Here is a 12086-nt window from a genome sequence, read left to right as displayed (position 1 = left end):
GACACATTGGTGATCACGCCGCAGGTGGCGCAGGTCGATGCGTATTGCGCAGCGCTGGTGCTGACCTGCTGCACCGAGCCGCCCTGGCTGGCGCGTGCCTGGCGTTCGGCAGCCGCCCGTTCCGCCGCGGCTGCCTTGCGGGCAGCGACGCGCGCGGCCTCGGCCTTCTCGGCAGCGACCTTGGCTTCGGCTGCCTTCTCCGCGGCCACGCGTTCGGCTTCGGCCTTGGCGGTGGCTTCGGCTTCTGCCCTGGCGGCCTCTTCAGCAGCCTTGGCCTCGGCAGCCAGGCGGTCGGCCTCGGCCTGATGCTCGGCGGCCACGGCGGCGGGATCGCTGCCGGGCAGCCAGTCCAGCATCTTGGCGATGCCGACGCCGGAAAGCAGGATGACCGCCACGGCGGCGGCGGCCAGCAGGGGGTGAAGCTTGCGGTTCTGGGTGTCCGTCATGATGTTTCTCCTCATGTCATGCTGAGCAGAACGTCTGCTGGCCGGGGCAGTTGACCGCGCCCGGACCGGCGGTTGCCGGCCGGACGTGGGGCCGTGTCAGCCCATCTTCTTGTATTTCACGCGCTTGGGGCCGGCATCGCTGCCGAGCTTCTTGCGGCGGTATTCCTCGTACTCGGTGTAGTTGCCGTCGTACCACTCCACCTCGTCGCCCTCGAAGGCCAGGATGTGGGTGGCGATGCGGTCGAGGAACCAGCGGTCATGGGAGACCACCATGGATACGCCCGGGAAGGTCAGCAGCGCTTCTTCGACGGCGCGCAGGGTTTCCACGTCGAGGTCGTTGGAGGGTTCGTCGAGCAGCAGCACGTTGGCGCCGGCCTGCAGGATCTTGGCGAGCTGGAGACGGTTGCGTTCGCCGCCGGAGAGCTCGCCGACGCGCTTCTGCTGGTCCTGGCCCTTGAAGTTGAAACGGCCGATGTAGGCGCGCGACGGAATTTCGTAGTCGCCGACCTTCATGATGTCGAGGCCGCCGGAGACTTCTTCCCAGACCGTCTTCTTGTCATCCAGCGAGTCGCGGATCTGGCCGATGTAGGCGACCTTGACGCTCTGGCCGACCAGCACTTCGCCGGCATCCGGCTTCTGCTCGCCGGTGATCATGCGGAACAGGGTGGTCTTGCCGGCGCCGTTGGGGCCGACGATGCCGACGATGGCGGCCTTGGGCACGGTGAAGCTCAGGTTCTCGTACAGCAGGCGGTCGCCGAAGGACTTGGCGATGCCCTTGACCTCGATCACCTGGTCGCCCATGCGCTCTCCGGGCGGAATGTAGATTTCCTGGGTCTCGGCGCGCTTCTGGAACTCCTTGCTCGACAGCTCCTCGAACGCCTGCATGCGCGACTTGGACTTGGCCTGGCGTGCCTTGGGGTTGCTGCGCACCCATTCCAGCTCGCGCTTGAGGGCCTTGGTGTGAGCCTCTTCCTGGCGCTCTTCCATTTCCAGGCGGGCGCTCTTCTGTTCCAGCCAGCCGGTGTAGTTGCCCTGGTAGGGAATGCCGCGGCCGCGGTCGAGTTCGAGGATCCACTCGGCGACGTTCTCGAGGAAGTAGCGGTCGTGGGTGATGGCCACGATGGTGCCCGGGAAGTTCTTCAGGAACTGTTCCAGCCAGCCCACCGACTCGGCGTCGAGGTGGTTGGTGGGTTCGTCGAGCAGCAGCATGTCGGGGCGCGACAGTAGCAGGCGGCAGAGCGCGACGCGGCGGCGTTCGCCACCCGACAGCGTGGTCACGTCGGCGTCCCAGGCCGGCAGGCGCAGGGCGTCGGCGGCCTGTTCGAGCTGGTTGTTGAGGTTGTGGCCGTCCCAGGCCTGGATGACGGCCTCCAGCTTTTCCTGCTCGGCGGCGAGCTTGTCGAAGTCGGCATCTTCCATGGCGTATTCGGCGAACACTTCATCCAGCCGCTGCATGGCGTCCAGGCATTCGCGCACGCCGTCCTCGACGTTGCCGCGCACGTCCTTGGCGGGATCGAGCTGCGGTTCCTGCTCCAGGTAGCCGATCTTGATGCCGGCCTGCGGACGGGCCTCGCCGCTGAAGTCCTTGTCGACGCCGGCCATGATCTTCAGCAGCGTGGACTTGCCCGAGCCGTTGAGGCCGAGCACGCCGATCTTGGCGCCGGGGAAGAAGGACAGGGAAATGTCCTTGAGGATCTCGCGCTTGGGCGGGACCAGCTTGGATACACGATTCATCGTGTAGATGTACTGAGCCATGGGGCAGACCTTCGTCATGGAGGCGGTGATTAAGCCGGCTAGTATAGCCGACGGGCGTGGCGCTGTGCCGGTGCCCGGGAGCAGCCGGCGGCGGCGCATGAAAAAGCCCGGTCGGGATTCCCGGACCGGGCTTCGGTGGCGGCGGACCGCCGGTTTGCGGCGTGTCAGTGCAGCGTGGCGGCAGCCTGCGCGGCCGGCGAGCGGGCGAGGTAGGCCAGCGCCTGCTCGGTGTTGCCTTCGCTTTCCGGGTGGAAGCGCGGCGACAGCCAGCGCAGCGTGCCGGCGACCAGGAAGCCGAAGGTCGGCACGTTCTCGGTGCGGCGACCGACGCGCTCCAGCTCCAGCAGCAGGCGCGGGATCGAGCGTCGGGCCATGCGGCGCACGGCGGCGTCGCTGCTGTCCTGGATCGCGATGCTGCGGAAGCCGTCGGCCAGGAAGTAGATGAACAGCGGGAAGATCACCGTCATCAGCGCCTGGCGGCTGACGTAGAAGCCGAGCTGGGTCTTGCACAGGTGCTGGAACAGGTCGAAGGCCACGTTGCGGTGCTCGACTTCTTCGGCGAGGTGCCAGCGGAACAGGTCGGCCATGACCGGATCGGCCTTGTCCCAGGTCTTGTTGTCCATGCACCACTGGCCGAGCATGCCGGTGAAGTGCTCGATGGCCGCGATGATGCCGACGCGCAGCACCAGCCAGTGCTTCTCGATGGCGCGCACCTGCAGTGCCGGCAGGCCCAGCGGGGCATCGCTGAGCAGCTTGCCGAACACCAGGTCGGCGCGCGCGACGTAGTCGGTGGTGTCCAGGTTGTGCGCCTGCAGGTAGCGCTGGCCGCCTTCGTGGACGCGGGCGTGGATGGCTTCCTGGCGGATGAACCCGGTCACGTCTTCGCGCAGCTGCGGGTCGGTGATCAGCGGCAGCGCCTTGTTGTAGACGCGGCAGAACCAGAATTCGCCGGCCGGCAGCAGCATGTGGATGCCGTTGATCAGGTGGGTGGCGAAGGGGTCGTTCGGGATCCAGTGCAGCGGCGTTTCAGTCAGGTCGAACTTGACCTTGCGCGGCATGATCTTGTGATGTGCGGTGGCGTGTGCGGTGGTCATGGCTATGGCCTCTTGCGATGCGGTCAGGCGACGCGGGCGGCGTCAACGGCGGCGGAGGTTTCCGTGCCGTCGATGTGGCGGGCGAACTCGTCGATCCAGCCGGCGATCAGGTCGGGCTGGCTCAGCGGCACCCAGTGGGTGGCATCGATGTCGCGGCGATAGAGCTCGGGCACCCACTGCGTCAGGTCGTCGAACAGGCCGACGTTGACGTAGTTGTCGCCGGTGGGCACCAGCAGCTGCACCGGGCAGTGCGCGTGGCGCTGTTCCGGCTTGATCATCTTGGGCACGAAATTGGCGCGGTAGAGCTGCACGCCTTCCTTGCCGTCCGCGGTCTGGGTCGGGCTGGGCGTGCTTTCCTTCACGCCTTCGCGGTGTTCCAGATAGGCCGGCCAGAGGCGGCCGAGCACGGTCTGCCACAGCGTCGGCGCCAGCAGCGGCAGCTGGAACATGACGATGTACCAGGAGCTGGCGAGCTGGCCCAGGCCCTGGCGCAGCAGGCCCGGCTGCGTGGTCAGCAGGCGGCGGCGCATCCAGTGCGCGGCGTGGTCCAGGCAGGGGCCGGAGATGGTGGTGTAGCTGAGGATGCGGCCCTGCAGGCGGCTGGTGGTCACCGACTCCCAGCTCTGGATGGAGCCCCAGTCGTGCGCGGCGAGGTGGAAGCCGCGGCCCGGAATCAGGGCGTCGACCACGGCGGCCAGGTCCTGCCCGAGCTGGTCCAGGCGGTAGTCGCGGATGCGCCGGCCGGATTCGGAGCGGCCGGCGCCGCGGACATCGTAGGCAACCACGTAATAGCGCTCGGCGAGGCGCTCGGCCACCGGCTCCCAGACCAGATGGTTGTCCGGGTAGCCGTGCACCAGCACGACGGGCGTGGCGGATTCGTCGCCGTAGGTCACGGCATGCAGGCGCAGGCCGTCGCTGGCGGTCACCTGGTGATGTTGTGCTTTCGACATGGTCGGGTCTCCTTGCGCGTGCCGCTCCGGATGATGGCGGGCCTGCGCGCAACTTAACGATGTTCAGACGCGTCGATCATTACATTGGGCGATGTAACATTGCAATAGTTTCATGACCTGCCGGTTCTGGCGTCATGAAGCGGGGGTGCCGGGTCTGGCGCATGCGATGTCTTCACCTGCCATCCGCCGGGTTTTCCGGTAGAATCCGCGCTTCCCCGAGACAAACCCGCCCCCTGACGGAGTTGACCATGTTCAGCAAAGACCTGACCCTCGCGAGCTACGATCCGGAGCTGGCCGCCGCCATCGCCAAGGAAGATGCCCGCCAGGAAGCCCACATCGAACTGATCGCGTCCGAGAACTACTGCTCGCCCGCCGTCATGGAGGCCCAGGGCTCCAAGCTGACCAACAAGTACGCCGAGGGCTACCCGGGCAAGCGCTACTACGGCGGCTGCGAATATGTAGATGTCATCGAGCAGCTCGCCATCGACCGCGCCAGGCAGCTGTTCGGCGCCGACTACGCCAACGTGCAGCCGCACGCCGGCTCGCAGGCCAACAGCGCCGTCTTCTTGGCCCTGCTCAGCGCCGGTGACACCGTGCTCGGCATGTCGCTGGCCCATGGCGGCCACCTGACCCACGGCGCTTCGGTCAACTTCTCGGGCAAGAACTACAAGGCCGTGCAGTACGGCCTCGACACCGCCACTGGCCTGATCGACTACGACGAAGTCGAGCGTCTGGCCGTCGAGCACCAGCCGAAGATGATCATCGCCGGCTTCTCCGCCTACTCGCAGGTGCTGGACTTCGCGCGTTTCCGCGCCATCGCCGACAAGGTCGGTGCCTACCTGTTCGTGGACATGGCGCACGTCGCCGGTCTGGTCGCCGCCGGCATCTACCCGAACCCGGTGCCGTTCGCCGATGTCGTCACCACCACCACGCACAAGACCCTGCGCGGTCCGCGCTCCGGCCTGATCCTGGCGCGCGCCAACGCGGAGATCGAGAAGAAGCTGAACTCGGCCGTGTTCCCGGGCAACCAGGGCGGCCCGCTGATGCACGCCATCGCTGCCAAGGCCGTGTGCTTCAAGGAAGCGCTGTCGCCGGAGTTCGTGACCTACCAGAAGCAGGTGGTGACCAACGCCAAGGCCATGGCCCGCGTGTTCGTCGAGCGCGGCTTCGATGTCGTCTCCGGCGGCACCGAGAACCACCTGTTCCTGCTCTCGCTGATCAAGCAGGACATCACCGGCAAGGACGCCGACGCTGCCCTCGGCCGTGTCGGCATCACCGTGAACAAGAACGCCGTGCCCAATGACCCGCGCTCGCCGTTCGTGACCTCGGGCATCCGCATCGGCACCCCGGCGGTGACCACGCGCGGTTTCAGCGAGGCTGACTGCGTCGAGCTGGCCGGCTGGATCGCCGATGTCATCGGCGGCCTGCAGGGCAACCCGGCCGGCGATGCCGCCGTGGAAGCGGCGGTGAGCGAAAAGGTCAAGGCCATCTGCGCGAAGTACCCGGTGTACGCCGCCTGATGTGGTGAGCCGGCCTGGTGCGGACCCCGGGGGTGAAAACACGCTGACAAGGCGCTACAGTTTTCACTCCCGGGGTCCGCACCAGGCCGACAGCCCGGCTTCGGGCGGGTGGTGGCAGGCGCGTTGTGCTTGCTTTGGCGGGAATCCCCGTCATATTCACTGTGATTGACGAAACACAGGGTGGTTCTTTGCGATGCATTGTCCTTTCTGCCAGGCGGAAGACACGAAAGTCATAGATTCCCGTCTGGTCGCCGATGGCGACCAGATCCGCCGCCGCCGCGAGTGCACCTCCTGCGGCGAGCGTTTCACCACGTTCGAAACCGCCGAACTGGTCATTCCCCGCGTCATCAAGTCCGACGGCACCCGCCAGCCCTTCGATGAAGGCAAGCTCCGCCACGGCATGCTGCATGCCCTGCAGAAGCGCCCGGTCAGCCTCGACCGCATCGATGCCGCCTTGCTGCACATCCTGCATCGGCTGCGTGCCACCGGCGAGCGCGAGGTGAAGTCGCGCCTGATCGGCGAGCTGGTCATGGAGGAGCTGAAGAAGCTCGATTCCGTGGCCTATGTGCGTTTTGCCTCGGTCTACCGCGATTTCCAGGATATCGATGCCTTCCGCGCCGAGATCGACAGCCTCGGCGCCCGTGGTCACGGTGGCGACGGCGGTGCCGGGCCGGCTGCGTGAGCGGTTTCAGCGCGCAGGATCATGCTTGCATGGCCGAGGCATTGCGCCTGGCCGCGCACGGGCGCTACAGCACGCACCCGAATCCGCGCGTGGGCTGCGTGATCGTGCGTGATGGCGAAGTGGTCGGGCGCGGCTTCCATGCCCGCGCCGGCGAGCCGCACGCCGAGGTCCACGCCTTGCGCGAGGCCGGCGAGCGTGCCCGTGGCGCGACCGCCTACGTGACACTGGAGCCCTGCGCGCACCACGGACGCACGCCGCCCTGCGCGGATGCGCTGGTCGCGGCCGGCGTGGCGCGCGTGGTCGCGGCTTGCGAAGACGCCAATCCGCAGGTGGCCGGCCAGGGCCTGGCGCGGCTGCGGACTGCGGGTATCGAGGTCGCGTCCGGACTGCTGCGCGCGGATGCCGTCGCGCTCAACGCCGGCTTCCTGCGTCGCATGGCCGGCGGCCTGCCCTGGGTGCGTGCCAAGGTCGCCGCCAGCCTCGACGGCCGTACCGCCATGGCGTCCGGCGAGTCGCAGTGGATCACCGGGCCCGAAGCGCGGCGTGATGTGCAGCGCTGGCGCGCGGCCAGCAGCGCCTTGGTCACCGGCATTGGCACCGTGCTGGCGGATGATCCCGCGCTGACCGTGCGGCCGGCGCAATGGACCGATCCGGCCGAGCTGGCGCCGGGACGCCCGGTGCCGGAAAACGAAGATGATGTGCACCAGCCGCTGCGCGTGGTGCTCGATGGCGGACTGCGCCTGCCGGCGACGGCGCGGCTGCTGGCGCAGCCCGGGCTGATGCTGGTGGTCACCGTGCTGCCGGCGCTGGCGGCGGGCGAGGCGCTGCATGACGAGGCGCTGCTGGCCGCGCTGGTCGCCGCCGGCGATGCCCGTGCCGATGCCGCCACCCGCCTGCGCGCTGGCGGCGCCAGCCTGCTGGCCCTGCCGCCCGGCGGCGACGGCCGCGCCGACCTGCGCGCGCTGCTGCGGCTGCTGGCGGCCGGCGGCTGCAACGAGGTGCTGGTCGAGGCCGGGGCCGGCGTCACCGGCGCTTTCCTGGCCGCCGGACTGGTGGATGAGCTGGTGCTGTACCAGGCACCGACGCTGCTGGGCTCGGCGGCGCGCCCGCTGGCGGACTGGCCGCTGGCGCGCATGGCTGATCAGCAGCGCCTGGCGGTGACCGATCTGCGTTGCATCGGCAACGATATCCGGCTGATTTTGAGGCCCGTGGTGGCGTAAGCTCGCCGGCACCGGGAACGAGGACACAGACATGTTCACAGGCATCATCGAGGCGGTAGGCACGGTCCGGCGCGTGGAAGCGCGCGGTGGCGACCTGCGCCTGACGGTGGCGGTCGGCAAGCTCGACATGGGCGACGTCAAGCTCGGCGACTCCATTGCCACCAACGGCGTCTGCCTCACCGTGGTCGAGCAGGGCAGCGACTGGTACGTGGCCGATGTCTCGCGCGAGACCGTGCAGCGTTCCACGCTGGCCGGCTTCAAGGCCGGCCGGCGGGTGAACCTGGAGAAGGCGCTGACGCCGACCACGCGCCTGGGCGGGCACCTGGTCAGCGGCCATGTCGACGGCATCGGCGAGATCGTGTCGGTGGAGCCGGACGCGCGTTCCATCCGCTACCGGGTGAAGGCGCCGGACGTGCTGGCGCGCTACATCGCGGAGAAGGGCTCGATCACCACCGACGGCGTCAGCCTGACCGTGAACGCGGTCGATGGCGCGGTGTTCGATCTCAACATCGTGCCGCACACGGTGCAGGAAACCAACATCGGCGACTGGGCGCCGGGCGTGCGCGTGAACCTGGAAGTGGATATCCTCGCACGCTACCTCGAACGCCTGATGCTGGGCGACAAGGCGGCGCAGCCGGCGGATGGCGTGGCCGGCGGCATCACGCTCGGCTTCCTCGCCGCGCACGGCTACAAGATTTGAGCGGGGCGCGGCCATGAAGCTCCGGGCGCGGCATGTGATCTCCGGCCTGTTGCTGGCGGCCGCCGGCCCGCTGGCGGCGGTGGACTTCGCCGCCGAACGCGACGAGCGCTTCATGCAGGCCTGCATGAGCGACGCCACCGTGGCCGCGGGGCAGCGCCAGGGACTCTGCCGCTGCCTGCGCGACGAGTTCGCCTACGGCGGCCGCACCAGCTTCGGCCTGACCGACGTGCTGGCGCTGGATGCCCGGTTCTGGGAGGCGCCCGACCGGCGCCTGCCGCACGACAGCCTGGGGCGGGAGATCCGCCGCCTGCGGCAGGCCTGCCTGAAGGGGGCCGCCGGCGTGCAGCCGGTGCAGAAGGCGACCGCGCAGTGACGCGGGCATGACAGATGACCGTCCGGCGCTGCCGGACCACAGATGAATCCAAGACCCGATGGCGGGTCGTGACGGGAACGGACGCGGCATGAAAATGAATACGGTGGAAGAGCTGATCGAAGACATCCGGCTCGGCAAGATGGTCGTGCTGATGGACGACGAGGACCGCGAGAACGAGGGCGATGTGGTCATGGCCGCGCAGCACTGCCGGCCCGAGGACATCAACTTCATGGCCCGCCACGCGCGCGGCCTGATCTGCATGCCCATGACGCGCGAGCGCTGCGGCCAGCTCGGCCTGTCGCTGATGGTGCAGAACAACGGCTCCGGCTACGGCACCAAGTTCACGGTGTCGATCGAGGCCGCCACCGGCGTCACCACCGGCATCTCTGCCGCCGACCGCGCCCGCACCGTGCAGGCCGCGGTGGCGCGCGACGCCAAGGCGTCGGACATCGTGCAACCGGGCCACATCTTCCCGCTCATGGCGGAGCCGGGCGGCGTGCTCTACCGCGCCGGCCACACCGAGGCCGCCTGCGACCTGCCCCGCCTGGCCGGGCTGGAGCCGGCCGGCGTCATCTGCGAGGTCATGAACGAGGACGGCACCATGGCGCGCCGCCCGGACCTGGAGAAGTTCGCCGAGCAGCACGGCCTGAAGATCGGCACCATCGCCGACCTGATCCACTACCGCATGCTCAACGAGCAGACGGTGAACTGCATCAGCCAGAACACGCTGTCCACCGAGTACGGCGATTTCCGCCTGCATGTCTACCGCGAAAGCGGCAATGACAGCGTGCATGTCGCGCTGGTCAGGGGCGCGCCGGCGGAAGGCGTGCTGCCGACGGTGCGCGTGCATGCGCTGAACCCGCTGCGCGACCTGCTGCACGCGTCCTGGAACGGGCGTATCGGCTGGAACCTGCAGAAGAGCCTGGCGGCGATCGCCGACGCCGAATACGGCGTGCTGGTGCTGCTTGGCCAGGACTACCGTGCCAGCGAGCTGGCCGGCCACATCGAGGAGTTCTTCGGTGCCCGCGTGCGTCGCGCCGAGGGCTCGGGCACCTATTTCACCATCGGCATCGGCTCGCAGATCCTGCGCGACCTGGGCGTGACCCAGATGCGCCTGCTCAGCTCGCCGCTGAAATTCAACGCGCTTTCCGGCTTCGGGCTGGAGATCGTCGAATACATCACCACGGAATGAGCCGGCGGGTGGAACGCCGGACATCCAAGACCCAGTTTTAACGGAGATCACTGCATGAGCCAGATCAAGACCCTGGAAGGCACCTTCCAGAACGCCGACGCCCGCTACGCCATTGCGGTCGGCCGCTTCAACAGCTTCGTCGTCGAGTCGCTGCTCGACGGCGCCATCGACACCCTGAAGCGCCATGGCGTGAGCGAAGGCAACATCACCATCGTGCGCGTGCCGGGTGCCTGGGAGCTGCCGCTGATCGCCAAGAAGCTCGCCGGTTCGGGCAAGTACGACGCCATCATCGCGCTCGGCGCCGTGATCCGCGGCGGCACCCCGCACTTCGACTACGTGGCCGGCGAATGCGCCAAGGGCCTGGGCGTGGTGTCGCTGGACTCCGGCCTGCCGGTCAGCTTCGGCGTGCTCACCGTGGACAGCATCGAGCAGGCCATCGAGCGCTCGGGCACCAAGGCCGGCAACAAGGGCGGCGACGCGGCCCTGGTGGCCATCGAGATGATCTCCGTGCTCAAGGCGGTAGGCTGAGTCATGACGCAATCCGCCGGCCCCACGCCATCGGCCCGTCGCAAGGCGCGCCGCTTCGTGCTCCAGGGCCTCTACGAGTGGCAGCTGTCGGGCAACGCCGCGCATGAGATCGAGGCGCGCTACCGCGTCGAGAACGCCATGCACAAGGTCGACCTCGACTATTTCCACGAGCTGCTGCACCGCATACAGGCCGAGGCGGAAACGCTGGATGCCCTGTTCACGCCGTACCTCGACCGCGCCTTCGGCTCGCTGGATCCGGTCGAGCTGGCTACCCTGCGCATCGGCACCTACGAGCTGAAGCACCGGCTGGACGTGCCCTACCGCGTGGTGATCAACGAGGGCATCGAGCTGGCCAAGACCTTCGGCGCCTCGGAGTCGCACAAGTACATCAATGGCGTGCTCGACAAGCTGGCGGCCGATCTGCGCCGGGTCGAACGCGGCTGATGCCGGAGGGCGGGCATGGCGCTGGACGAGTTCGGCCTGATCCGCCGCTATTTCCAGCGCGTGCCTAGCGCCGGCACCGATACTGGTGCTGGTGCTGGCGTTCCGGTCCGGCTCGGCATCGGCGATGACGCCGCCCTGCTCGACCTGCCGCCCGGCGAGTCGCTGGCGGTCACCACCGACACCCTGGTGGCCGGCCGCCATTTCCCCCTAACGGCGACGGCCTTCGACATCGGCTGGAAGGCGCTGGCCGTCAACCTCTCCGACCTCGCCGCCATGGGCTCCCGGCCGCAGGGCGTGACCCTGGCGCTGACCTTGCCGGAGGCCGATCCAGACTGGCTGGCGGGCCTCAGCGCCGGCTTCTTCACGCTCGCCGACGCCGAAGGCGTGCCGCTGATCGGCGGTGACACCACGCGCGGTCCGCTGAGCCTGACCGTGACAGCCCTCGGCAGCGTGCCGCCGGCGCTGGCGCTGCGCCGAGATGGCGCCCGTCCGGGCGACCTGATCTGTGTTTCCGGCACCCTCGGCGATGCCGGCCTGGGGCTGGCGCTGGCCCTCGATGCCGTGCCGGCCGGTGTCGCGAATGCCGTCACCGGTCTGTCTGCGGCCGCGCGCGACCATGCCCTGGCGCGCCTGCACCGGCCATCACCCAGGCTGGCGCTGGGCCTGGCCCTGCGTGGCATCGCCACCGCCGCCATGGATGTTTCCGACGGTCTGCTGCAGGACCTGGGGCATCTGCTGGCGGCATCCGCCGGCACGGGCGGGCCGCTCGGAGCGCGGCTGCAGCTGGAGCACCTGCCGCTGTCCTCCGCGCTGACTGCCCTGGCTGGCAGTGGCGATGCCGGCCGTGAGCAGATGCTGGCCTGGGCCCTGGCTGTCGGCGATGACTACGAGCTGCTGTTCACCCTTCCTCCCGCCGCCGAGAAGCGGCTGCCCGCCCTGGCCGACGCGCTGGCGCTGCCGCTGGCCTGCATCGGCCGGGTGACCGAGGCGCCGGGACTGGACCTGCGCTGGCACGGCCAGGTCCTGGATGTCGCGCTGCCGGGCGGCTACCGGCATTTCTCCTGAGCGAGCGCCTTCGGGCGCTGCCGCCTCGCCAGCCCGACGGCTGTCGGTTCTTGCATATGAGTTTTGTTCTCATTGATCTGTATTGGTCTTAATGACTTGTATTATCATTTTGATCAG

At 68.5% G+C, this 12086-nt stretch carries 13 protein-coding genes; 9 read left to right on the top strand and 4 right to left on the bottom strand.

From position 1 onward, the window contains the following. From C5O18_RS10700 to C5O18_RS02495, 4 genes are all read right to left on the bottom strand, one after another. On the bottom strand, positions 1-446 hold a 446-nt coding region (locus C5O18_RS10700), incomplete at its 3' end, for a hypothetical protein (protein WP_206389694.1). Between the two features lie 96 nt (positions 447-542). Continuing rightward, entirely contained in the window at positions 543-2201 is a 1659-nt protein-coding gene (gene ettA, locus C5O18_RS02505; protein ID WP_105191293.1) for an energy-dependent translational throttle protein EttA, read from the bottom strand. A gap of 164 nt (positions 2202-2365) precedes the next feature. Beyond that, positions 2366-3295, bottom strand: coding sequence for a metal-dependent hydrolase (locus C5O18_RS02500; RefSeq protein WP_105191292.1), 930 nt, complete (start codon positions 3293-3295; stop codon positions 2366-2368). 23 nt (positions 3296-3318) lie between these two features. Continuing rightward, positions 3319-4245 carry an alpha/beta fold hydrolase gene (locus C5O18_RS02495; protein ID WP_105191291.1) on the bottom strand — a complete coding sequence of 309 codons (927 nt, stop codon included), beginning with the start codon at positions 4243-4245 and terminating at the stop codon, positions 3319-3321. A 248-nt stretch (positions 4246-4493) separates the two neighbouring features. Here C5O18_RS02495 and glyA point away from each other — a divergent pair, with 248 nt between their 5' ends. The 9 genes from glyA to thiL all read left to right on the top strand — a co-directional run bounded on the left by glyA (position 4494) and on the right by thiL (position 11969). Continuing rightward, positions 4494-5765, top strand: coding sequence for a serine hydroxymethyltransferase (gene glyA, locus C5O18_RS02490; protein ID WP_105191290.1), 1272 nt, complete (start codon positions 4494-4496; stop codon positions 5763-5765). Positions 5766-5958: 193 nt separating this feature from the next. Then, positions 5959-6447, top strand: coding sequence for a transcriptional regulator NrdR (gene nrdR / locus C5O18_RS02485; RefSeq protein ID WP_105191289.1), 489 nt, complete (start codon positions 5959-5961; stop codon positions 6445-6447). Further along, positions 6444-7667, top strand: a complete 1224-nt coding sequence (gene ribD / locus C5O18_RS02480; RefSeq protein WP_277422137.1) for a bifunctional diaminohydroxyphosphoribosylaminopyrimidine deaminase/5-amino-6-(5-phosphoribosylamino)uracil reductase RibD — start codon at positions 6444-6446, stop codon at positions 7665-7667. The genes nrdR and ribD overlap by 4 nt, the downstream gene beginning before the upstream one ends. Positions 7668-7698: 31 nt before the next feature. Continuing rightward, entirely contained in the window at positions 7699-8367 is a 669-nt protein-coding gene (locus tag C5O18_RS02475; RefSeq protein ID WP_105191287.1) for a riboflavin synthase, read from the top strand. Positions 8368-8401: 34 nt separating this feature from the next. Next, positions 8402-8740, top strand: coding sequence for a hypothetical protein (locus C5O18_RS02470; RefSeq protein ID WP_105191286.1), 339 nt, complete (start codon positions 8402-8404; stop codon positions 8738-8740). A gap of 88 nt (positions 8741-8828) precedes the next feature. Then, positions 8829-9932, top strand: a complete 1104-nt coding sequence (gene ribBA / locus C5O18_RS02465) for a bifunctional 3,4-dihydroxy-2-butanone-4-phosphate synthase/GTP cyclohydrolase II (RefSeq protein ID WP_105191285.1) — start codon at positions 8829-8831, stop codon at positions 9930-9932. 54 nt (positions 9933-9986) lie between these two features. Beyond that, positions 9987-10460, top strand: coding sequence for a 6,7-dimethyl-8-ribityllumazine synthase (ribH, locus tag C5O18_RS02460; protein ID WP_105191284.1), 474 nt, complete (start codon positions 9987-9989; stop codon positions 10458-10460). Between the two features lie 3 nt (positions 10461-10463). Further along, the gene (gene nusB / locus C5O18_RS02455) at positions 10464-10904 is read left to right on the top strand and encodes a transcription antitermination factor NusB (protein WP_105191283.1); all 441 of its coding nucleotides are present in this window, start codon (positions 10464-10466) and stop codon (positions 10902-10904) included. A gap of 15 nt (positions 10905-10919) precedes the next feature. Beyond that, positions 10920-11969 carry a thiamine-phosphate kinase gene (thiL, locus tag C5O18_RS02450; protein ID WP_105191282.1) on the top strand — a complete coding sequence of 350 codons (1050 nt, stop codon included), beginning with the start codon at positions 10920-10922 and terminating at the stop codon, positions 11967-11969. Positions 11970-12086: the final 117 nt, after the last annotated feature.

Origin of the sequence: Amnimonas aquatica, assembly GCF_002943415.1 — a bacterium.
Taxonomy (GTDB): Bacteria; Pseudomonadota; Gammaproteobacteria; order Pseudomonadales; family Moraxellaceae; genus Perlucidibaca; species Perlucidibaca aquatica_A.
The sequence above is the reverse complement of the archived record's forward strand: the minus strand, read 5'-3'. Positions and strand labels throughout refer to the sequence as shown.

Bases quoted from the DNA above. Each gene is read 5' to 3' on its own strand.
- ettA (WP_105191293.1), bottom strand. From the start codon at position 2,201: ATGGCTCAGTACATCTACACGATGAATCGTGTATCCAAGCTGGTCCCG.
- C5O18_RS02500 (WP_105191292.1), bottom strand. From the start codon at position 3,295: ATGACCACCGCACACGCCACCGCACATCACAAGATCATGCCGCGCAAG.
- C5O18_RS02495 (WP_105191291.1), bottom strand. From the start codon at position 4,245: ATGTCGAAAGCACAACATCACCAGGTGACCGCCAGCGACGGCCTGCGC.
- glyA (WP_105191290.1), top strand. From the start codon at position 4,494: ATGTTCAGCAAAGACCTGACCCTCGCGAGCTACGATCCGGAGCTGGCC.
- nrdR (WP_105191289.1), top strand. From the start codon at position 5,959: ATGCATTGTCCTTTCTGCCAGGCGGAAGACACGAAAGTCATAGATTCC.
- C5O18_RS02475 (WP_105191287.1), top strand. From the start codon at position 7,699: ATGTTCACAGGCATCATCGAGGCGGTAGGCACGGTCCGGCGCGTGGAA.
- ribBA (WP_105191285.1), top strand. From the start codon at position 8,829: ATGAAAATGAATACGGTGGAAGAGCTGATCGAAGACATCCGGCTCGGC.
- ribH (WP_105191284.1), top strand. From the start codon at position 9,987: ATGAGCCAGATCAAGACCCTGGAAGGCACCTTCCAGAACGCCGACGCC.
- nusB (WP_105191283.1), top strand. From the start codon at position 10,464: ATGACGCAATCCGCCGGCCCCACGCCATCGGCCCGTCGCAAGGCGCGC.
- thiL (WP_105191282.1), top strand. From the start codon at position 10,920: ATGGCGCTGGACGAGTTCGGCCTGATCCGCCGCTATTTCCAGCGCGTG.